Origin of the sequence: Aeromonas sp. ANP5 (assembly GCF_963870295.1) — a bacterium.
GTDB classification, from domain to species: domain Bacteria; phylum Pseudomonadota; class Gammaproteobacteria; order Enterobacterales; family Aeromonadaceae; genus Aeromonas; species Aeromonas veronii.
In genome coordinates, this window is record NZ_CAWMRY010000039.1 from 16,880 (window position 1) to 39,365 (window position 22,486).

Here is a 22,486-nt window from a genome sequence, read left to right on the forward strand (position 1 = left end):
AATGGTTGCAAAGATGCGGCTTTCGCCGAGATGCGCTCTGCGTTTCTGACTTGGTTCCCTCTGGAGGTCGCAGTATGACCTTCGCTAGTTTCAAGAATGCACGCATCGTTCGTTCAGGATGGCTAGACGAAGGCGGTCGTCGGCTGGACTGCAACCCTTATATGTCGGGTGCGCTAGAAGCACGCGACACCCTGAAGCAACTGAAAATGCGCAAGGATGCGCTGAGCACATTGACCAAGGGGCATGCGGGCGGCATCTACAACGGGCCGATGTTCAAACGCAACTACGTGGACTCTGATGAGCACGGCGTACCGTTCGTAAGCAGCGGTTCGATGCTGCTGGCAGACCTAACCACACTACCTCGGCTACGGCGCTTGGATGCCGAATCTGGGCGTCTTTCATACCTGCGTTTGCGCCCTGGGATGATGATGATCTCGTGTTCAGGCACGATTGGACGTATGGCCTACGTTCGCCCAGACATGGATGGAGTGTGGTCTTCGCAGGACGTTCTAAAGGTAGTGCCGAATCCGGAGCTAATTCCTCCCGGCTACCTCTACGCGTTCCTATCGAGCCGCTATGGCATGCCTCTCGTGGTCTCGGGAACCTATGGTGCGATCATCCAGCACATTGAGCCGGTTCATATCTCTGACTTGCCTGTGCCGAGGTTCGGGCCTGCCTTTGAACAAGACGTTGCTCAGGCAATTGACGCTGCCGCAGCTCAGCGCGTCGCTGCATCCAGTTACCGCCGCGCAGCACTAGAGTTGCTCCAGGCCAAGATTGAATGGAATGACCGATTTAGCCTAGGTAGTGTTGCCCCAATGGCGTCCTCACTGCTCGGGCGAATGGATGCATTTCACTACTCTCCGCGAGTTGAAGCTGGTCGAGCCTCGCTAGCCATCCACAGCGGAGTTCGTCTGGGAGATCAAGTGGAACGAGTATTTGAGCCGAACCGGGGATCACGACTTAAGGTCATGGATCCCGCCTTCGGGGTGCCGTTCCTGTCGTCTTCATCTGTATTCGAGCTGACCCCTCGCGCGGAGTATCTGGTTTCGCGATCACTGACGCCGAATTTGGAAGGGCTTCTTCTATCGGACTGCGACGTACTAATTCCTCGTAGTGGCCAGCTAGGGGGAATCATCGGCCGCGCAGTGCTGCCTTTGCCGATGAACCTTGGCCAGGCTGGCAGTGAACACTTGGTCCGCGTTCGGTGTCATTCCTCATCGGATGCGGCTTACCTGTGGGCCGTTTTGGCGTCAGAGCCTGGCTACTGGGCTTTGGTCGGCACAGCATTCGGATCGTCAATTCCGAGCCTAGACTCCTCGTTGATCAGCGAGCTTGTGGTGCCGTGGCTACCCGAGGCGGAGCGCAATGAAATCTCAACACTCGCGAGGAAGGCTGTGACAGCGCAGAACAAGGGCAACGAACTGGAGGCTGCAGCGGTTGTGTTGCTAGAAGAAAAGATCAGGAAGGAAAGCTGATGGCAAAAGTGATCCCAGTAGGCCAGCCGGTCAATGATGCAGAGCGCAGCGCCATCGCTTACTTGCGGGATCGCTTGCCAGACAACTTTATCTTGTTACACAACTTTGAGATTGAACGCCAAGGCGAGCGCTTCGAGATCGACATCGCGTTGTTGACGCCCCATGCCTTGTACTTGATCGACGTGAAGGGCACGCGTGGCAACATCGATGTGTACGGCAACAAGTGGTACCCCGAGGGGCGGGCACCCTATCCATCGCCACTAGGCAAACTACGTGGCCATGCTCGTACGGTGAAGGGGTTGGTGACTCAGGCCAATCCCGGTCGGAATGAACTGGACGGCATCTATGTGGATGCCGCTATCCTGCTCACCGCGCCCGATGCATACCTGAGCGACCGCGAGCAGCTTGACGCAGATCGGGTGGCGAATCTGAAGGACGCCGAGCGTTACTTCAAAGACACCACGCGCATCCCTTCACGCTTCTCGAGGAATATCCTCCAACAGCAGGGGTTGATCCTACATGCCTTGAAGGTGGTGAAGCCAGCATCGAGCATGCAGAGTTTTGGGCACTGGCAGGTGAAAGAAAAGCTCGGGGCGGCGGAGGCTTACACCGAGTTCCGTGCTGAGAATGCGTTCGCGGGTGGCACGGCTCGGCTGAGGGTGTACCAGGCTGATCCCTACCAGCCCGAAGACGTGCGCAAGGCGCAGGTCAACCGCATAGCCAATGCCTACCGGGCGCTGTCCAAGTTGCCTTTGCATCCCAACATCGTGGCCGCGCGGGATTTCTTCCCGACCGATGACGACAAGTCCTTCATACTGATCCTAGACGATGCACCGGGCCAGGCCTTGACGGTGCACATGGCTCGGCCCCAGTTAGCGCTCACGCTGGACCAGAAGTGGCGTGTTGCCAAAGACTTGTTGGAGGCCTTGGTTCATGCACACCATCACGGAGTGGTGCATCGCAACCTGACTCCAGGGGCGATCTTGATTGGCCAAGATGGCACGACACGCATCACCGATTTTGATTTCGCCAAGCTTGGCGTGGACCGCAGCCGGACGATTGCGACGGACATTGTTGATTTGGTGGAGAAGGCCTATGTAGCGCCCGAGGCGTTCCGGGAGCCGGGTGCCGCATCGACCGCATCGGACATCTTCTCCGCAGGGGTTATCCTTTACGAACTCTTCACCGGAGAGCGACCATTTGCCGGTGAGCCCACCACAGTGTGGGATCGGGCCGGGGAGTTCCTCCACAAACCCTCAGCACTGCGGCCGGAATTGAACGAGGCCTTTGACGCTTGGCTGCAGAACCTGTGCGCTTTTGATGAGCGCCAGCGGCTGACCGCATCGGCAGCGCTGGCTGCTTTGAATGGTTTGCTGCAACCCGTGGCGCAAGCAGTCAGCCAAGCTGCAGAGGCATCGAAGCCCGAGGTCGTTGAAGTCGATGATGCCCAAACCGACTACCTGAACTTGACGGCAGGCCATCGCCTAACCCACAAGTTCATCGTGGAGAAGAAGCTCGGGCGCGGTAGCTTCGGAGTAGTCTACAAGGTGATCGACACCTTGGGTGACGTGGCGCGTACGGTGAAGCTTATCGTCAGTGACCGGCACTCTACCTTGGAGCGCCTGAAGAAGGAATACCGCCACCTGGTGCATATCCCCGAGCACCCTCATGTGGTGCGTGTTCTGGATGCTGACGTTATTCCTGGGCGTGACATCCCCTTTCTGGTGTTTGAGTTCGTGGAAGGGGCCGATGTCGGCGACATGATCTACGACCGCCTGTTGTCCCCCGAGGATGTGTTGGAGTTGGGCAAGCAGGTGATTGAGGGCCTGGTGCACCTGCATGCGCAGGGCTTCCATCACTGTGACATTAAGCCGCGCAACATCTTGTGGACGCAAAAGGGCGCCAAGATCATCGACTTCAATGTGTCGGTACGAGCTGACGACAAGGAGTCACGTGGAGGGGGCTCGCGACGTTATCTACCGCCGGACTTTGACCCGGAGGTCATTCCGCACAACAGTGAGCGCGCGGACCGAGACCTGTATGCGCTGGGCCTGACCTTGTATGAGGCATTGACGGCACGCTACCCGTGGGATACGACAGAGCCCCCCATCAATAAGCCTGCGCCCGACCCGCGTGAACTGTCGGGCTTTGCCGACCTAGCGCCGGAGCTGGTTAACGTGCTACTTAAGGCCATCGCGCCTCGCAGGTCAGAGCGTTTCCGCGCAGCTGTTGAATTTCGCGATGCGTTGGCAGATGTGCGCCATGCTCGTCGAGTGCAGACTGTTAGCCTGGCAACCATGGTGACGGGTGTGAGCAACGGGCAGCCTGCCTTGGCTAAATCGGCACCTAACTCCAACGCATTCGTTTCACACCTGCTGACACTTTACAGCCAAAGCCGCCGCAGCAATGCCGGAACGCGGGGCATGGACGCACTTGGTTTCTCTGCTTATGTGGACACCGCTCTGGACCGGGCCTTATTGCCTGCTGTGCTGCAGGGTGAGTTCCGGCTTGTGCTGATTTCGGGCAATGCAGGCGATGGCAAGACCGCCTTCTTGCAACGGCTGGAGAAAGAGGTCGAAGCCCGAGGCGGGGTTGCCAATCGTGGTTTGGCAAACGGCAGCGAACTGAGCCTGGAGGGGAATCGTTACCTGATCAACTACGACGGTAGCCAAGACGAGGGCAACAAAGACAACAACCAGGTGCTGCTGGATTTCCTAGCCCCGTTCAAGGGCAACGACCCAGAGTCCTGGAGGCCACAAGAGACGCGACTGATAGCGATCAACGAAGGCCGCTTGGTGGACTTCTTGGCCGCACATGAGCGGGACTTCTTGGCACTCACAGCCCTTGTTCGACGTGCATCTTCTACCGGGGAAGCTGAATTAGGCGTGGCGGTAGTGAACCTGAACTTGCGCAGTGTTGTGGCCGATGCGGAAGGCGGATCGATTCTGGAGCGCACGCTGCGAAGCATCGTTCGTCCTGAGAACTGGTCCGCATGCGAGCAGTGTGACTTGAAGGGCAACTGCTACGCCTTGCATAACGCGCGCAGCTTCCAGGATGAGATCGCCGGGCCGCGCTTGTTAGAACGCCTCAAGACGCTTTACACGATGGCGCACTTGCGCGGGCGTTTGCACATCACCATGCGCGACCTACGTTCAGCTCTGTCGTTCATGCTGATTGGCAACCGTGACTGTAGTGAAATTCATGCTCTTTACACCTCGGGCAAGCACGATGACTTGGTGCGCAGTTTCTACTTCAACAGCTGGATGGGGGGTGGGCAAGCCACATCAGACCGGCTCTTGACGCTGCTGAGCGATCTGGATATAGGCCAGCAGGAAGATCCCCGCTTCGACCGAGGGCTGGACTTTGTTCAACCAGATGATCGTGCTCTGTTCCGCTTCGAGCGCCGAGGGCAGTTTGACTTCGAGGTGTTGAGGCGCCTGTTTAGTGATCTGCCGCGTGGCGTTTCTGACTTGTCAGTCCGCCAACGGGCACGTAAACATCGTGAGTATGTGGCTATGGCACGCCGCAAGCACTTCTTTGAGCGGCGTGACGCCAGCTGGGAAAAAATGCTGCCCTATCGCTCCGCCAAGCGCATGGTGGAGATTGTTCGAGGTGAAATGCCCATCGATGAGCTCACGAGTGAAATCCTGCATGCCATCAACAGAGGGGAAGGGCTGTTGCGTCCGGAGCGACTTGGAGCCAGCCTAGCCTTGCAGTTGCGGCAGGTCGAACACGGTACGGTACGCAGCTACCGGCTCTTCCCTGTGGAGGGTTTTGGGCTTCAGGTACAAGACTTTGCAGCCAAGGCTCGCTTCGTTGAACACCTGCCGACCGGTCTACTGCTGAAGTACCAAGGCCAGGGCGCAGGTGCCATCAGCAGCGAACTGATCATCAACCTCGATGTGTTTGAGATGCTGGTGCGCCTGAATCAAGGCTATCGGCCTAGTGTTGAAGAGATGCAGGGTTTTTATCTCTGTCTCGGTGTGTTCAAGAACAGCCTCAACGCACAACCGTACCGCGAAATTTTGCTGACCACCACGGGGCACGACTTTTACCGCTTGGCCCGCCATGACGATGGGCGGGTGGAGATGCGATTACTGCACGGACCGGTGGCTGGTGCGCGCCAAGAAGAAGTAGCAGAGAGCGGCTCCAGGGGGAACTGATGGCATTGCAGAAAAAGGACAGGGAGTTTCGGCTCCCGAAAATCAGCTATCTCGACTTCAAGACGATTGAAATGGATCGGGTGCTCACGGGTCTTTTCGAGCGCTTGGAGCATGGCGGCTACCCGAGCGTTTTCCGCGACAAACGAGAACTGACTGTGGACAAGTTCGTCGATGACATCCTCGATGCCCGCGACAAGTTCTTGGGCTTTACGCAGCATCGAGACATAGTCGAGCGTTGGGTGGAAACCCACCTGATGGACATCGTGAACCGCGGCAAGAAGAACGCCGCTGTGGCGGGGCCACGCCCTCTGCACGGCTACACCTATCGCTTTCGCAATCCGAAGCACTCGCGTGACTACGGGGCTGCACAGCATCTCTACCAGATGCTTCATCACGCCCGACACCTCGCGGGCCACAAGGCCATCGAGCATCTCAAGGGCTTTTTCTTCGATGGGTTCGACAAGCTCACGCGAGAGCTAAACGACAAAGCGCTGACAGACATAGAAACGGCGACGCTACTGCACTTCTTGTCGCAGAGAAAGGACACTGCAGACACGCGCGCTGGCGGAGATCGGTTCGCGCCAGTGTGCATCGGCTTAGCCGATCTGATGGCCGAAGACATTCAGCGACTGTTGTTCTACAAGCCTTTCATGCCCCGCTCGGTGATGGTGGAGTATCTGAAGGTGCTCTTGTCGTTCCACTTGGCGTTGTACCACCTTCGCTTGCTGAAGCTACTGCCTGCCTGGCAGAAGCTTGAGGGAGCCAACTCGCTGTGCGCCGAATCTGCGTGCCCCATGAAGCCACGTGAGCAGCGCGAGCCTCAGGGGGACTGCCCCTACAAACTGGGACTGTTTGTTGATTTGTCAGGTAGCGCAGAGTCCGCAAGCGCAGCACTGGCTGAGCGCAGCGCAGATGGTTATTACCGGCGCATTCCTGGATTTGTACGAGCGTACTTCGTTGCCAAGAAGTTGGACGAATTTTCTGAACACCTCGTTCGGCGAGGCAAGCTGATCCGGCCCTTGAATTCCGTGTTCTCGGTGAGAGAGTTGTATAGCCTTCAAGGAGAACCGTTTGAGGAAGAACGCGACAAGTTCTTCGGTGAGCGCTTGGCTGGGTTGCTTGAATCTTTGTCCGAAGGTGATGCAGGCCTGGATACAGAGGTCGAGGCAATAACAAAGATGGGATTATCGGACTTTGAGACCTACATCGAGATTCTGGTTGCTCTGCGTGGTGCCTTCCACCGGAAGTACATCATCGAGTCGTTGGACGCGACGATGCTGAAGAACAAGTCGGGGGCGTTGCTTGCTCAGACCCGCGCGCGAAATGCGCCTCGGCGATTTACTTTGGAGAGCCGCCTGCTGGAGGTGTTGCTGCAGATCGCAGTGTTGAGGCCAGGTGGAGACCTGGGTTACTTCACCGGCGAGATGCGGATCGATGACCTACTGTCATTCTTGCGCGAACGCTATGGGCTGTACATCGATCAGCTACCACCCGGTGAGGGCTCACCGACTATTGACGAACGGAAAGCCCTGCGCAGCAATGTGCAGGCATTTACCGGACGCCTGCGCGAGATTGGCTTCTATCGAGATTTGTCTGATGCCTACGTGACCCAGACTGTGGTGCCGCGCTACACGATTGCAGAACGAAATGAAGGAGCGTGCTCATGAGCCAGGGACTACGTGAACTCACGAGTCAAGAATTGAACGCTGCACTGGAATCTGTTCTGCTTCCAAAGCTATCTCATCTGCTTGCTGCCCGCGAGCTTGGTCATTGCATGCGGGTCACCGACTTGGATCGGGAGCTGATGATCCGTTTGGCTGGTGGCTTGCGGGCTGCTGTGCCGTCAGCGAACGTCGTAGTGTTGGCAGATGAGAGCTTGCGAGTGATGGCGCCGGACATGGCTGTCAGCAGCACCAAACTGGTTGAGTTGCGGAATCCGCTTCCAAACGATGAGCTTAGACCTCCGTTGTTGGTGTTCGTGCCGAATGACCTACGCGCCTCAGCGGAAGATTCATTTGGTGTTGCCACGTTTGAAGAGATTCCCATTAATGGCGCTTATGCAGAGCTTAGCGGGCAGTTGCTTGCCCAAGTTCCTGCCAACTTGCGCATGGCCGTAGAGGCTTGCTTGAGCGAGTTACGGCGGTGTGAATCCCGGTGGCGGTATGCCGATGACGCTGCCGTAGCGAGGTACCTGCTCACCTGTCAGGTTAATGAGTTTGATCCGGACGCCATGGGGGCTGCGCTGTTTGAGCTTGCTCTGGTGCCAGACTTTGAATTGTTCCTGCATGCAGAGAGCGCGCCAATACGGGTGGCTCGCAACCGGGAGTGCGTGGAGCGCGTGACATGGTCGACAAAGACGGAACGTGTTCGAGCACTTGAGCTGGGCTTGCTGGACCCCATGTTCTGCAAGCAACTGGGTGAATTCTTTTTCCGTATCGGCGTATCCAATCCCAAGGCGTGGACGCAAGCTATCGTTCGCGATCGTGTGAATTGGCGACTTGCTTTCAATAAATGGTTGTTCGAGGACGGAGGAGTCAATCCGGACGCGATCTACATAGGCGATGTCGCGCTGCCTGACCTGCCTGTGGTGAAGGATGATAATGAAGATCCCCGCTTGACCGAGTTGATCGGGCATAAAGTGCTGCCCATCTCAAAGACCGGGCTCAAAAAGTTCAGTGTCTCTTTCCGTGTTGACCCAGTGCCTTCCAAGGTCGAAGGGTTATCACGGTTTGTAGCGGAGGTTGTGTCGCGAGACAACGGGCCGACAGGTTTGCGTAGGCGTAAAGCAGCTTGGACCAAAGGAACCGACTCCGGCACGATTGCTTTTTCTTCGATTGGCAAGATCGACTGGGAAGAAGGCTGGCACTACGTGCGGGTGTATGCAGAGACCGAAGACGGTGAACGCATTCCTCTCGCGGACGGAGAAGGCAATCCTATTCAATTCAATGGTGATTCATCTGAGGTGTATGCCAGCTCTAACGAGAGTGATCTCTTCTATGTGGTCACTGACGATGAGGTCGAGGTTGAACCACCACAGCGTGCAGTTCCGCGTGAGGCGAGCTTGATGCATGCATTGCTGCGTGCACGTTTTGCGGCCGTAGCCCAGGATCGCGATCCTGATACCGTTACTGTTACCGGTTGCGGTTGGGTTGAACGCAGTAGCAAAGCCACGGCCAGTGGAGAGACCTTGGAGATTCGCCTGGGTAAGGAGGGGAAGGCGAACGTCTTGGTGTCCAGCCGATTGGCAAACTTGGAGCGAGCATTTTTAGAAGACCCCGAAGGTCTCAACCGTTTAAGGTTTTCGATCAGTGCTTCGGGTGTTGCCACACGATCCACGACGTCGTTTCAGTGGCCAGTCTCAGACGAGGTTACTCGCTTTCGAGAGGCGCGGGAGACATTGTTCTCCGCTGTATTGAAGGGTGATCAACGGCTGATCATGCAGGCCAGCGATCTTCTGTCTCTTAAGGAACCGGCGCAGAACTATGCCTCCGCCTATCTGGCTTGGATCGACGCTGTGCTTGCTCGTGCCAGCTCCACAGAGACGGCCGTTGTGCGGCAAGCTATGGATGAGCTTCGCTATGCGCTCACCATCGATTCAGTGGCCCTCGTGTTGGAAGACTATCAAGGCAGGCGCCGAGATGCTGTACTGCTGGGGCCAACACATCCGTTGCGTGCCAATTGGCACGTCACGTGGAGCCATCTCGGGCAGGCTTGGATGGAGCAGAGCCGGTCTAGCAACAAGGAGTTCGTTGTCCCCACACGTGACGCGGTGATTAAGCAGCTGGCGCCAGCTGCTTTTCCTCCAGTCGTCCCTTTTGGTGAGGAGTTGGGGCGGACAGCTCTGGCTGTGGACAACATCAACCCGTTCTGGTCTTTGTACGCAGCGACCGATGAGAAAGATCCTCGTGGACTGATTGGGGAGGTGTGCGCTGCTCTTGGCCTACCAGAGCCAGCCATCGGTGGTTCGAGCATTGATAGTGCTTATCTTGCCGCGCGCGTGCAGCGTTATCTGGTCCAGCACCCGTATGTTGAGACGCTGACGATCAACGCTTTCAATGCGGGGCGCGCCGGTGCGTTGGCCGAGGTGTTGCTGGCACTTCAGCGACATCCTGAGTTCGCCGATCTGCGTTACGACATCCGGCTCTTCGTGCTTGATCCGGGAGCGCCCTCGACTGGGGAAGCTTTGCTGGAACTCTTGTCGCCGGACTCGGGAACCAGTGCAAAGGAGGCTGATGCTTTTTCGACACCGACCAACAGCCATCTGCACCCCAAGCTGCGACTGGCTATTCGTGCGATCAAGGAGTTCCGTGAGGACCCGGACTTGCATGCTGCGCACCTCTCATTCTTGTTCGATCTGTTCCCTGCAGAGGAAATTCGAGCAGTTGATGTTCAAGGCAGTGATGATTCGTCGTTTGTCCATGGACTGGTTCAGCCCTTCGAAGTGGATTATCTGGAGGACGAGCAGTCCATCACTTGGTTACGTCGTCCGCTTCATGGTGTCGCACAGCCGCTAGAGGGGGCAGAGGCGTTATCCGACCTCATGGGGGGCGTGTCCCGTGCGGTTTCGGTCGCTGTGGCGACGCTTGCTCGCAGTCAATACCTACCACATGCACGTCCAGTGGTTGCGTTGAGCTTGTCCGCAGATGAGCGCGCCATGCTTCATCAGGTACATGAGGTCAGTGACTGGGTGCTCACGATTGATCGGAACTTGGGAATCGAGTTCTTTGACCATCGCAGACATGCCACTCGGCCAGACTACTTGATCGACCACTCGCCTGACATGGCGAACGCGATGAGCCATCGTTTGGCTATTACATCGAGATCTGTTGCAGAGCTTGAGTCTTTGCTGATCCCGATCTTGAGCGAATACGGATTGCCCAACACGGGTCGACATGCCTTGGTAATGCTGGATCAGCTTCGCTCGTTGTCTGGACGGCTGGCTTTGAAGCTACTGTCCTCATCTTCCCAGCGGGCTGAGGCTATGGGTTTGGCGCTTTCGCGCTTGTTCCTCGAACACCAGGGCGTTTTCCAGAACCAAGTCGTCGTGCCGTTAGACGCACACTTGGAGCTGTACAAGGCGTTGAAACAAAGCGCTGAGGAAATGGGCGATGAAGTCAGCTTCCGGCGGACTGACCTTGCCCTGTTCGATCTCGATCCATCAAGCCGTGTAGTGACGTGCCGGTTGGTCGAAGTGAAGTGCTACAGTCAGGTGGGCGATGTAGCTGCATACGCGCAGTTGAAGGCGTCAATCGCTGATCAGATCGCTCAGTCCGAACACGTATTGGCCTATCACTTCGACCCCAAGATGGCTGATGTAGATCGTCCTGACCGCCCTATAAAGAATCGAGATCTTGCTGCGCTGTTAGGCTTTTACCTAGATCGCTCTGAACGCTACGGCGTGGTCTTGCCAGAGGCAGCTGAAGAAGCCCACTACTTCCTGCGACGTCTCGATGAACACCCTTACACCCTGCAATTCACGCGAAGTGCAGTGGTGTTTGACTTCAGCAAGCCAGGTACTGAACCCGCCGAGCATGAAAATGGCATCGAGTTCTATCGGATCGGTAGTGATTTGATCCGACAGTTGGTTGAGTCGGCCGTTACTGACACCGAGACTGTGGCCAGTATCCAGTACTCACGCTCTACCGACACCGTGAGAGAGGCCACGCTGGAACTGCTTCGTCGCAGGGAGTTGGCACCGGCTGTCCCTACATTTGAAACGGCAGCCTTCCTAAGCCCACCACGGGATCGAACGCTCGCTTGGGACGATCGCCCGAGGGGGAGATTAACGCAACATGAGGTGGCTTCCAGCGTGCCCGTGCGGAAGCTTGAACTAACCACCTTGGTGCAAACGACGCCTTCTTCAATTGACGCCGTACAGGCTGCAAGCCCTGATACATCACTACCGTCTATAGACGCGTCGGGTTCAGATACGACCACGGAACAAGTGCCCTCACCAGTTCTTGTTACGGAGGAGGTGGCTCCCCAGAATGCATTCGCTACACGGTCGCAGTCTCAAGACGGCGAGGCTACCGATAGCCTAGTGGCCTACGACATCATGCTCGGCACCACAGGAGCAACACCTCAGTACGGCCTGATTGGTGAAGTATCTGGACGCAAGGTTGCACTTGACCTCAATCAGACCCACACCATCAGCTTGTTTGGCGTTCAGGGGGGCGGGAAGAGCTACACCTTGGGCTGCGTGGCAGAGATGGCTTCGCTGCAGATCCCTGGTATCAACTGTTTGCCCGAGCCACTATCTACGGTGATTTTCCACTACAGCCCGACGATGGACTACAAGCCTGAGTTTACGTCGATGGTGGGGGCGAATTCTGTGGAAGAGCAGGTTCGTGCGCTGAAGGAGATCTATGGTGCGGAGCCAAAAGCACTCGCAGATGTCTTGCTTCTTGTTCCAACAGACAAGATCGAAGAGCGTCAGGCTGAGTACCCAGACATCGAAGTACGGCCTTTGCAGTTCTCGGCATCCGAGCTGAAGGCTTCGCACTGGAAGTTTTTGATGGGTGCCGTAGGCAATCAAGCCACCTATATCCGCCAGATCATGCGCATCATGAAAGCGATGCGTGATGACATCACCCTTGAGGGCTTACGTACGGGCATCGACGCATCATCTGTTCCAGAACACCTCAAGGAGTTGGCTCGGATGCGTCTCGATTTAGCCGCTGAGTATATCAATGACGGCACATCTCTTACCGAGGTTGTGAGACCTGGTCGACTGATCATTGTCGATCTACGAGACGAGTTCATTGAGAAGGACGAGGCACTCGGACTGTTTGTTGTGCTCCTGCAGTTGTTCGCTGATGCCCGGATAGATGGGCGCAGCTTCAACAAACTGGTGGTGTTCGATGAGGCTCACAAATATATCGAAAGTCCCGATCTGGTTGCTGGGCTCATCGAGGTTGTACGAGAAATGCGGCACAAGGGGGTTAGTATCATGGTGGCGAGCCAGGACCCGCCATCTGTTCCTGTTAGTCTTATTGAGCTTTCAAGCCAGATAATCATGCATAAGTTTAACTCTCCTGCTTGGCTGAAACATATTCAAAAAGCCAATGCTGCTCTTGGTAACTTGACTCCAGAACGTATGTCTCTTCTTAAAGCAGGGGAAGCTTATGTGTGGTCAAGTAAGGCCTCGGATGATTCATTCTCACGAGGTGCAATCAAGATAAAGTGTCGGGCCCGAGTTACACAACATGGTGGTGCAACAAGAGTCGCAGTTGAGGAGCTAACAACATTAAGCTAAATGCATGGTTGAAATATATCTGGTGATACTGCACCAGCTTGTTGCGTTCAACGCCAAAAAATAAAACCACAATTAAGGCCCACCATAGTTGGTGGGCCTTAATTGCATGACAACCTAAAGGTGAGGATTCATTGTAAATGCCCTCGTTCAGCCAGCGATACCACTCCCTCAGTACCGATGACCAGATGATCTAGAGTGCGGATATCCACCAGTGCCAGGGCATCCTGTAGACGCTGGGTTATTTTTATATCTGCCCGGCTGGGTTCCGGGTATCCCGATGGGTGGTTATGCACCAGCATTAGGGCGGCAGCATTGTAGTGTAGTGCCTGCTTGACGACATCGCGGGGGTAGACGGTCGCAGCGGACAGGGTGCCAAGGAACAGCTCCTCGTAGGCCAGGACCCTGTGTTGGTTATCGAGGAAAAGTGCCGCAAACACTTCGCGATCCCGTGTTTGCAGCAGCCCTTGCAGGGCCTGATGGGCCACGTGTTTATCGGTAATAGCTTCTCCCTTGGCCAGTTTCTGACGGGCAACTGCTTGGGCGATGGTGAGCAGGTCGTCGTCGGTGACAAGGTCGGTTACCCGATAGGTGCCGGGGATCTCCCCGGCGATCAGTTTGTGATGCAACATGATGGTGCTCCATACGCCATCGCCCCACCACGTGGGGTGCGGCAGGGTAGGCGAAGTAGTTGGTTAATGGGTTACTGAATGGGGGGGACCGCAGGCTTGGTTGGCTGTGTTCAGGCCGCCAAGGTGTGCGGGGTGTAGTCGTGCAACGGAACGCGGTAACTGGTGGCTAGTAGGGTGCCGAACTGGCTTAGCCAGCGGTGATCCGGGTGGTCGCACAGCCATTGCGCCAGTGCGTCACACCGTTCATTTTCATAGCGTAGGTAGAGGGCGTAACCGTCCACCGGCTGGCCTTGGTCATGCACTGCTTCAACCAGGCCATTACGTTCAAGGTAAGCCTCTAGCTCGATGGCGAGCACAGCATTAATCATCTTCAATCTCCTTGTCGGGGATGTGGTCACTCTCCACGGCATAGCAGCGATTAATGCAGGTACGCTGCAGGTCAGCCAGAAAGCTTGCTAGCACGCGGGGTTGCTCGGTGAGTGGCACGGGGCCTGCTTGACTGCGCCAGAAACAGCGACGTTTGGGGTCAATGCAGATCTCATCCACCATTTGGCTCATGGTGCGCCAGTCATCGGCATTGGTGATGGAGAGCAGTTGCCACTGCACACCAGACCAGCGCACTTGTAAGGTGACTGTACGGGCTGGTGGGCTATCCGGTGTCAGGTGAAGCAGCCAACGCTGACCACTACGAGTGGGGGTTAGCTTGGCGTTGGCGGCAACTTGTCCCAACCACTGACGTGAGTAGTGGGAGAGCGCTAATTCTTGGCTCATCGTGTCCTCCTAATCTCCTGCGACCGTGACGCTGAAACACTCCAACCAGCAATAGGCCATGAAGTTGCTCTGCCAGATATCGAACAACTCCCGCGCTTCGGCCAGCCGCAGCGGTCCCCAGCCCAACATGGTGTGTTCCCCATCGAGGAAGTTGAAATCGAGCTCCTTGCAGAGCTCAGCATCTTGGCCCTGCCCCTGGTAGCTGAAGTCGGTGACGTAATCGAACAGCCAGCCATCAAGCCCACGGATCAGGCGGATCTCGACCGGGTGCACGCCGCCTTGCTCAGCACTGTAGCCGGGGTTGCGAAAGTTGAAGGTCAGTTGGGTTAAGCGTTCGATATTGAGCTCGGTTTTAGCGATTTCTTGGTTGAGCAGAACCAGCAATGCTTGGTCAACGGGCAGGGCAAAGCCGTCCCGGAAAAAGGGAATGGTCATGGTGTTTCCTCATTGAGTTCCAGCAGGAGAGCACCCCTGCGTTTTGCTTTGAAGTGATGGGTCAGTCGTTTAACCAATCCCACAGTTTGCTGACGCCATAGGCTGCGATGGCGCCCACGGCAAGAGGAGCTAACAACGGGGCTGTGGCAATACCGGTCACCGATACTACCGTTGCAGCAGCGCCACTACCTCCAGCTGCTGTGGCTAGGGTGCTGGCAGCAAGTCCTGCCGTTGCACTGGTGGCCGCCTTGCTTAACGTGTGACGAGCGACTTCGGCAGCCACCACCGTTGCTACAGCGGTCTGCAGCAGCTTGGGGGGATGCTGAATCCCTTCAATACACCAAGTGACAAACAGCTCACTGTTAGCAAACGGCTGACCCTGCTCTCCTTCACTGAGTCGGGCGTAAGCCCGTGTCAGGCTTTCCTCTCGACTGAACAGGCGTTGAGCATGGGGTTTGACCTCAATAACGCAGTGCTGACTGAATTGAGCCAACGAGGTCAGCGCCAGTTGGCCTGAATGCTTTCCTGGAGCGGGTGGTAGACACTGAATGACCTGGTCATGGCCAACAAAGATCCCGTGATGGCGGCCTTCAGGTTGTGGTGCAACCAAGTGATCGCCAATAATGAAATGTCGTGTCATGGGGTGATGATCCTCATCAAAGGTTGGAAATGAAAAAGGGCGTCACCGTTATGGTGACGCCCTTTGGCTTTGTTTTTCCTCAGCGGGTTAATTGCCGCCCAAGGTTATCTTCAGTGGTTGATGAAACTGGGGGGTGAAGGTGGATACAGGTAGGCGAGTGACTCGGTTGTGAGCGAGCACCTCGGTTGCCTGAATAATGGCGATGGACTTGGCCTGCTCTACCTGGGCGCAATCCACTTCTGTAAAGCCACCGCCATAGCGGGTAGCGTCGCTCCCGCCGAATGGCTCAACCTCCAGCGTTGACTCGGCCAGCAATTTGCCCTTTTTGTCATTAAACTGCAGCGTGATATACAACCGCCCAACCTCATCGGCTCCCCCACTATCAAGGGAGAAATGGTACGCGCAGACGCCTTGGTTGGCGTAGACGGTGTCGGTGTGCTGGATAGCGAGGTAGTGCTGTTCTTCCGTATGGCTTGGGTGGCTCCAGAGCAGTCCACAAGTCATCAGGGCAGCTATCGAGCATTTGGTTGAAGTGATGTTCATGACTCACCCGTTGTAATAGTCGCAAGTGGAGGTCAACTTCGTGGGCTTGACCGTCCATGTGGCTTTTTGATCCTGCCCACGATAGATGTTCAGGGTTGAGGCGGAGAGGATCGCGTTGATGAGCTGAGTCCATTCGGCCTGGCTTTTGGCTTTACCGGACAGACGTTGACCATCGACCTCGATCTCCTCAACGCTGCTTGAAGCATCGTAGGCTCTGGTGTATCTGAGCTCAGAGTGCAGTGGCCAGGTTGCCCCCGGCATCTGATAGGCGCATTTGATTTCCAGTACGTATCGTGAGTAACCCTGGCCCTGTGTCAGGGTATAGCGAGGGCCATAACGCCCCTCTTCGGCCACCCACTGTGTAGGGGGACCTTTCGGTGCATCCAGCATCTGAGGCTTCTTGGCATTCTCTTCTGCCTTGCTCCAGGACGCCCCTTTACCCGCCTTACGTTCTTCGTGATACATCCAGGCATCTAGCGGATAACGCTTGATGAGTCGGTCACCGATCATGACATCGACGTTGTTCAGTCGATTGTAGGTATTGACCTCGATACTGGCCGAGGTGCTGCAGGTGCCGGTATCCAGTTTCTTAAAGCTGCGACTGGCGTGTTCGACAACCAGCAGGTCACCGATGGCGCAGCCCGTTTGGGAGCGGTTGTTGACCAAGGCAAGGTAGTGGCTGTTTTTGTAGATCAGATCACAGGTACGTTTGTTATTACACGCTTGAGCCAAGGTGGTGCCGGTACTGTCTTGATAGGACCAGATGTCATTGGTGTTGCTGGCCATGATGCTCGGTGCAGTGACTGCCAGGGTGAGCAATGGAATGAGCTGTTTCATGAGAACTCCTATTGGTAGTAAGTCGTAGAGAAGGGGATAACCCTAGTCCGGTTAGATAGGCAAAAAATGCCCAATAACAACCTTTTGGGTTGATCCTCGCCTTTTGTGGTTCTTCATGTCAACGAGTCCACACCCAACCATAGGGGTTGGTTGGAGGACTTATGACAGATATCAACTTTGAGCAGTTAGCCAAGAACGTGGGCAAGGCCATTGGGCGTCAGCGTAACCAAGCAGGGTTTACCCAAGAGCAGGTGGCTGAACACCTCAATATCGGGATGGAGGCCGTCTCTCGAATGGAGCGAGGGATTGTGGTGCCGACCGTGGTGCGGCTGGCGGAGCTCGCTCAACTGTTCGGCTGTGAGCTGGCAGATTTCCTGCGCGAGACCAGTAACCGTCCGACTGAGCAGAGCATTGTGTTGAGTAAGCAACTGGCACGGCTCGATGATGCCGACCGAATCCTGTTGCTGGAAATGGTGGAACGGTTGGTGGAGCGGTTGGCACGTCCTCGCTGATCATCCGTCATTCACTGGGGAGGGGATGGGTTCCCTTTCCCCAATTTATTGGTGAGCGGACTCCTTCTTGGTTGTGGTCTTTGTGGCGTTCTGGTTGCTTTGACTTGCGGGACGTGAGGTGAGGTTGTCACCTCGGAACCATTGATACCATTCGTCGTCTCGTCGCTGTTGGCTTCGGGATAGAACTCTTCCAGCAGCATTGGCACCTCTTCATCGATGTCTTCAAACTGGCCATTGCGCAGCAACTCACGAGCGGCCTGTTCCATCTGGTCGATGGCAAGCCCCGCCTCTTGGTCTCGCTGGGCGGCCTCCCGTGCTAACCTGACTGCCTCAGTCAGGTTGGTCTCTTCCCGCAAGGTCAGATCCACGTAGTAGACCGGTGTGCGGTAGGACTGGGTCGTGCTTTTGGCCCGTAGCCGCAGGGTGAGCGGCAGGTAGCGAGTATGGCCACCGCTCACTGCCTCCAGGTACTTAAGCCGAGCCGCCAGAGTGCGCACCGAGTTGTAGCCGGTGGTGCGGAAGATAAAGCTGCCCAGCTCATCCCCTTGCCCCTCTACAAACAGGTTCAGTCGTCCGTACAGCTTGCAGCCCTGTTGCCCGCCAAAGGCGCAGCGCTCGGGTCCAGGGCAGCAGACCTCCTCCATGCCTTGTGCCCCCACGCGTCTTGCCACCTCCCCATTCCCGACACAGAGCGGCCTGCCGGTTTGCCGGTCAAACGCGCTGTATTCCGCCCGCAGGTTCAGGTCGCTGTCGTTGAATAACACTCGCACCGGAATGGCGCGGATCTTGGTTTGTTCCTGACCTTGGCCACTCTTTTGCGATGAGTAGTGTTGATGCAGGGGATGGAGCAACCATCCCCCCTTTTGCTGTATCTGGGTGGTGAGGGTGAAGCTATCATCCTTCTCCGGTACCCATTTATCCTGTTTTTGCACCAGCTTGCCGATGCAGATCCGCCCGATCACGGGCGGGGTGATCGCCAGTCCTTTGATCATGGAGTTTGCCTCAAGGGTTGAATGGTGAAACGGCGCACGCCGGGCACCGGTTTGACGTAACGGGTGAGCAGGTCGGGATGATCCTGACCGAGCTTATCCAGATCCGGCGCCAGCCGGTCTTTGCTGCGCTTCCAGGTGATCTTGCCATCGGCAAACAGCCCGGCTGTCGCTTCACCCAAGGTCGTTTGCAGCCGCTGTTTGAGTTGTGACTCCTGCAGCTCGACGGCTTCCTTTTGCTGTCGCAAGCGCAGCAGTTCGCCAAACAGCTGGTTGAACTCGGGGGAATCGGAGAGATCCAGCGTCTGGCCATCATCACGTGGAAACAGCCAGCTCAGAGCATTGGCAGCATCACTCGAGCCGTCAGGCTCTGGCTGCTGATCTTGTTGCACCATCTGCCAGAACTGCGCTTCCCGCTCGGTGAGATCTTGGATCTTCTCCTCATCACGCTCGATGCGGTAAATCCGAAAATCCTGGCCACCGATCAGCACAGCCACTTCGGCCCAGGCATGGCCGGTGACGGCCAGTTGATGGAGTACCTGACACTGGTAAGCCACCGGCACCCCTTCCTCCCACTGGGGGGCGCTGTGATAGCTGGCGGTCTTGATCTCCAGAATGCCCGGCCCATCGGGATGGCCGACTACCTCCCGGTCGAGGTTGGCGAGCATGAAGGGTTGCTCGGGATGTTGCAGTACTGCATTGACTCGGCGTACACGAAAGCCGGTGCGTTTGGCGTAGACCTGCGCCAGCACAGGTTCCAGCTCAATGCCCCACAGCACAGCTTCCTTATGGGAGATATCCTCCGGCTCCTTGCGGCCGGTCTTCTCCAGCCACAGGCTGAGCGGGCATTTGTAGGGGGATAGTCCCACTGCCACGGCGGCATCGGAGGAGCCAATGCCAAGTTTGCGGATAGCGAGCCACTGCTCGCGGGTTAATTGGGTAGTGGAGGCCAGCCGCAAGGCTTGGCCATATTTTGCTTTCATGACGACTCCTTGTTGACGGCATAAATGGCGACGCCCGGATTGGCTTGCGCCAGTCCGGGTGAGGTCGTTATGCGGTTTGAATGGGGAAGCGGAATTACTGCAGCAGAGTGAGTGCCTGATTCAGGGCTTGGGATTTGAGTTGGGCGCCCTGACCAAACCAGGCGGAATCAAGCCGGTGATCTTGGCTGCGGGCACGCCGGTGGTGATCCACGTATTCGGTGACCGCATTGACCAGCCCCCAGGCGGTATTACGGGAGCTGGCAAGCTCTGAGCCCATACCCGCGCCCTGATAGAGCTCATGCAGCCGTTGTACCGGCTTGGTGAGAATGATGCTCTCCTCATCCAGCGGTTGCGCCAACAGGTCGCTGAAAAAGCGCAGTGCCTCTTCAGGGGCTACGGGCCGTTGTGCCAACGCCTTGGTCTGCGTCTTGAACTCATCCCAATGAGACAGCCCGAGCCCAAGCGACTCTTTGACGGCAGCGGCATCGAACTGAGTGGAGTGGGGCACCTTGATGGCTCCGGTAGCGCCACGCAGTGCCATCTGCAGGGTGTTGTTGCAGACCACTCGCAGCGAGGTGAACTGTGCCGTGGTGCAGAGCGTGCCGTCGCAGCTGGTTGCCAGCAGTAGATAGGACTTTACCAAGTCATTGCCTTTGAGTTTTAGATCCTGGCCGGTCTTAGCCAGTGCCCACAGCTTGCGGCCACCTTTGAGCGAGCCTGCTGTTTCTAGCTCAAAGCCACCGGCTTCCACCAGGTCTTGATAGAAATGCAGCACCTCGTGAGGCTGTACCACGTTGTAGCGGCTTGAGACCACCGACAGAGGGGTGAGGGTATCGGAGCGATAAAGCACCTTGCTGTCGCTGTAGGGACGGATATGCAGTGCATCGGAGGCGACGTTAAACATCACGTCGCTCTGCTCGATGGTCCAATTCATCCCGGCTGCCTGCAGCCAGATATCGAGAGATTGTTGCGGGGGTAAAACATTGCCAAGGCCATGCCAGGGCGTTTGACCGGTGTAGGCCATCGTATCGATCAGGTGAGCCATGAGAAATCTCCAATGAAAAAGGGACTGCACAGAGCAGTCCCTTGGGTAGGTTCATGGAGATAATATATATCTGAAATTAATTGAAATGAGTCTCATTTGCTCCTCTAATTTCTAGCTATGGGATGTGTGCTGTGGTAGCCCAGGCCAAAAACGAACAATGTGTTGGCTCAGTGAAGATGCCAACACATTGTTTTATATGGTGATACAGGCTGGAGTTGAACAATTATGTACTATAGGCGGAGATCAAATTGCGACAGGAACTCTACGACGAATTCAACTCTGAAGTGCAACACCCGCTCAAAAATCAGGCCGCTTTGAGTTACGTCTCAAACACCATCTGCTGTTGCCTTAACCTAGGCGATCATCACTCAACCCGCATCGCAGGAAAAACGCGGGTTAAAAATCCGGTAGAAATGCGGGTGAAAACGCCAGAGCAGATCTTGTTGGTTGTGTTGGCTGAAGACCCAACTCTTATGCTTAAACAAGTCGCGGAGCAAGTTGGGAAATACACCACACGGTGGAACGTGCTGTTGCTAGGTTAAGCAACGCGGGACGACTTCGCGCTGTCGGACTACGTAAAAGTGGGCGGTGGGAGGTATTGCTGATAAACGGTAGCTCCATTGTCTCTTGCTATCAATTTTGCTGGTCAGTGTAAACAACACTGTTTGTACTTCTTGCCGCTACCACAGGGGCACGGATTGTTACGGTCAGCGTTGACGGTGCTAATTTCAGGTTGTTGGCAAAGTTACGCCATAAAATAAGCATATAGGATACTGGCTTCAAAGTGGGCTTGGGCCTCTTGCTATTATAGGCATGGCAGAGCAACGCCAATGACAGTAAGGCTGTACTACTCGTATTGTGCTACTCTGGTTGACCCTGCCCCCCACACCAAATCGCAAGGCGCTAGCTGCTCGGCATGTTGAGCTGCGGGTCATAGTGCGTTTCCGTTCAAAAATCATCCAGTGTTGGGCTGGACGCTAAACAAAATATTATATATGCCAAAAAATTGATATGCTGACTCCATTGATAATTCATACTAATCGAATTGACAGGAACGTACACTCTGATGGCAACTATTAATGACATCTGCAGAATTACTGGATTTTCCAAGGCAACCGTATCACGCGCCATTAATGAAACAGGTCCGGTTAAAGAGTCAACCCGAAAAGTGATTCATGCTGCCATGCAACAACTCAACTTTCGTCCTAATTTGGTAGCACAGGCGTTAGCAAATAAGAGTGGCAATAGTATTGGTCTGGTTGTATCGGATTTTGACGGTGCTCACTTTGGGCATTTATTAAAGAATGCAGCCTTGGTTGCAGACCAAACAAATAAGCAGTTGATTGTGACCGATGGCCATAATGAACCAGAACGAGAAAAGCAGGCTATTTATTCACTGGTAGATCGTCGCTGCAGCGTGTTGATTGTGTATACCCGGCATATGACTGAAATTGATATGTTGTCCATTCAGCAAGAAATTGGGCTGCCAATCATCTTTATCGGACGCTCACTACCTTCCCATTGTGGTTATTCGATTTACTTTGATAATGAACACGCCACCAAACAAGCAGTGAGTCACCTGCTCTCCCTAGGCCACACTAGGATTGCCTATTTTGGTCCACCAGCGATCACGCCAACAGGCATTGCTCGTATGGACACATATCGGAAGATGTTATTGGAATGGGGTATTGAGTATCAAGAACACTGGTACCAATGCAGTAGCTTTAACATCGCGGATGGTTATCGTGCGGCAAAGCAATATCTCACAAAAGGGGGTGGATGTAGTGCCCTCTTTGCCGCGAGTGACTCGATTGCATTCGGGGCGATGCAGGCATTTCGCGAGGCAGGGCTATTGCTACCTAACGACATGTCCATCGCCAGTATCGACGATGAAGAGATCTCGGCCTATCTATCGCCATCGTTGACCACTTATCGGTTCCCGCTCACTGAGATGGTTCATCATGCCATGGCGATAGCACTCAAGTTGATGGATGGGCAAGAAGTACCTTTCGAGTCTAAAGTGTTTCGGGGGGAATTAAAGATCAGGTCATCCGGGATGACTTGCATCACTTCATCGTGATTCGAATCATACCACATAAAGACCCCATTGGGTCTTTATGTGTGCCTTCAATGCCTAAAAGCCTCGTATGAGCCCACCCAATCCCTCGCTTATCTATGGCCGCAGTAGACCGGAGTCTTTCGGCGC

Annotated in this window: 18 protein-coding genes; 7 read left to right on the forward strand and 11 right to left on the reverse strand. The window is 55.6% G+C overall.

What is annotated here, in order from left to right; genetic code table 11:
• Nucleotides 1-74 precede the first annotated feature (74 nt).
• From mads5 to mads8, 4 genes are read left to right on the forward strand one after another with little or no spacing between them, the layout of a single operon-like run.
• Complete coding sequence (gene mads5 / locus AACT07_RS18510) at nt 75-1,478, forward strand: methylation-associated defense system restriction endonuclease subunit S MAD5 (protein WP_069529397.1); 1,404 nt, start codon at nt 75-77, stop codon at nt 1,476-1,478.
• A complete protein-coding gene (gene mads6 / locus AACT07_RS18515) occupies nt 1,478-5,641 on the forward strand; it encodes a methylation-associated defense system protein kinase MAD6 (protein ID WP_069529399.1) in 4,164 nt (1,387 codons plus the stop codon). Before mads5 ends, mads6 begins: the two co-directional genes overlap by 1 nt.
• Entirely contained in the window at nt 5,641-7,308 is a 1,668-nt protein-coding gene (gene mads7 / locus AACT07_RS18520) for a methylation-associated defense system protein MAD7 (protein ID WP_069529401.1), read from the forward strand. Before mads6 ends, mads7 begins: the two co-directional genes overlap by 1 nt.
• Nucleotides 7,305-12,896 (forward strand): methylation-associated defense system ATP-binding protein MAD8, encoded by a 5,592-nt coding sequence (gene mads8, locus AACT07_RS18525; RefSeq protein WP_069529402.1) that lies wholly within the window; start codon nt 7,305-7,307, stop codon nt 12,894-12,896. Before mads7 ends, mads8 begins: the two co-directional genes overlap by 4 nt.
• Before the next feature lie 128 nt (nt 12,897-13,024).
• Here the strand turns inward: mads8 and radC are convergent, their stop codons facing one another.
• From radC to AACT07_RS18560, 7 genes are all read right to left on the reverse strand, one after another.
• Nucleotides 13,025-13,525 (reverse strand): RadC family protein, encoded by a 501-nt coding sequence (gene radC, locus AACT07_RS18530; RefSeq protein ID WP_069529404.1) that lies wholly within the window; start codon nt 13,523-13,525, stop codon nt 13,025-13,027.
• Nucleotides 13,526-13,635: 110 nt separating this feature from the next.
• Complete coding sequence (locus tag AACT07_RS18535; protein ID WP_069529406.1) at nt 13,636-13,893, reverse strand: hypothetical protein; 258 nt, start codon at nt 13,891-13,893, stop codon at nt 13,636-13,638.
• Complete coding sequence (locus tag AACT07_RS18540) at nt 13,886-14,296, reverse strand: hypothetical protein (protein ID WP_069529408.1); 411 nt, start codon at nt 14,294-14,296, stop codon at nt 13,886-13,888. The genes AACT07_RS18535 and AACT07_RS18540 overlap by 8 nt, the downstream gene beginning before the upstream one ends.
• 9 nt (nt 14,297-14,305) lie before the next feature.
• The gene (locus AACT07_RS18545) at nt 14,306-14,731 is read right to left on the reverse strand and encodes a DUF2787 domain-containing protein (protein WP_069529409.1); all 426 of its coding nucleotides are present in this window, start codon (nt 14,729-14,731) and stop codon (nt 14,306-14,308) included.
• Nucleotides 14,732-14,792: 61 nt separating this feature from the next.
• On the reverse strand, nt 14,793-15,371 hold the full coding sequence (locus AACT07_RS18550) for a lecithin retinol acyltransferase family protein (protein WP_069529411.1): 579 nt from the start codon (nt 15,369-15,371) through the stop codon (nt 14,793-14,795).
• 87 nt (nt 15,372-15,458) lie between these two features.
• Nucleotides 15,459-15,914 carry an IrmA family protein gene (locus AACT07_RS18555; RefSeq protein WP_069529413.1) on the reverse strand — a complete coding sequence of 152 codons (456 nt, stop codon included), beginning with the start codon at nt 15,912-15,914 and terminating at the stop codon, nt 15,459-15,461.
• A 3-nt stretch (nt 15,915-15,917) separates the two neighbouring features.
• Nucleotides 15,918-16,751, reverse strand: a complete 834-nt coding sequence (locus tag AACT07_RS18560) for a hypothetical protein (RefSeq protein WP_069529414.1) — start codon at nt 16,749-16,751, stop codon at nt 15,918-15,920.
• A 161-nt stretch (nt 16,752-16,912) separates the two neighbouring features.
• On the opposite strand from AACT07_RS18560, the gene AACT07_RS18565 reads away from it, so the two are divergent.
• Nucleotides 16,913-17,263: a helix-turn-helix domain-containing protein gene (locus AACT07_RS18565; RefSeq protein WP_069529416.1), complete on the forward strand. Its 351-nt coding sequence runs from the start codon at nt 16,913-16,915 to the stop codon at nt 17,261-17,263.
• Nucleotides 17,264-17,274: 11 nt separating this feature from the next.
• Here AACT07_RS18565 and AACT07_RS18570 read toward each other — a convergent pair whose 3' ends face one another.
• From AACT07_RS18570 to AACT07_RS18580, 3 genes are all read right to left on the reverse strand, one after another.
• Nucleotides 17,275-18,255, reverse strand: coding sequence for a recombination directionality factor (locus AACT07_RS18570; RefSeq protein ID WP_069529417.1), 981 nt, complete (start codon nt 18,253-18,255; stop codon nt 17,275-17,277).
• Nucleotides 18,252-19,235, reverse strand: coding sequence for a YqaJ viral recombinase family nuclease (locus AACT07_RS18575; RefSeq protein ID WP_069529419.1), 984 nt, complete (start codon nt 19,233-19,235; stop codon nt 18,252-18,254). Before AACT07_RS18575 ends, AACT07_RS18570 begins: the two co-directional genes overlap by 4 nt.
• 94 nt (nt 19,236-19,329) lie before the next feature.
• Complete coding sequence (locus AACT07_RS18580) at nt 19,330-20,280, reverse strand: DUF932 domain-containing protein (RefSeq protein ID WP_069529421.1); 951 nt, start codon at nt 20,278-20,280, stop codon at nt 19,330-19,332.
• A gap of 248 nt (nt 20,281-20,528) precedes the next feature.
• Here AACT07_RS18580 and AACT07_RS18585 point away from each other — a divergent pair, with 248 nt between their 5' ends.
• Nucleotides 20,529-20,822 (forward strand): hypothetical protein, encoded by a 294-nt coding sequence (locus AACT07_RS18585; protein ID WP_139123882.1) that lies wholly within the window; start codon nt 20,529-20,531, stop codon nt 20,820-20,822.
• A 104-nt stretch (nt 20,823-20,926) separates the two neighbouring features.
• On the opposite strand, the gene AACT07_RS22395 is transcribed toward AACT07_RS18585, so the two are convergent.
• Nucleotides 20,927-21,007 carry an SEC-C metal-binding domain-containing protein gene (locus tag AACT07_RS22395; protein ID WP_083250009.1) on the reverse strand — a complete coding sequence of 27 codons (81 nt, stop codon included), beginning with the start codon at nt 21,005-21,007 and terminating at the stop codon, nt 20,927-20,929.
• A 339-nt stretch (nt 21,008-21,346) separates the two neighbouring features.
• On the opposite strand from AACT07_RS22395, the gene AACT07_RS18590 reads away from it, so the two are divergent.
• A complete protein-coding gene (locus AACT07_RS18590) occupies nt 21,347-22,360 on the forward strand; it encodes a LacI family DNA-binding transcriptional regulator (protein ID WP_069529422.1) in 1,014 nt (337 codons plus the stop codon).
• Nucleotides 22,361-22,486: the final 126 nt, after the last annotated feature.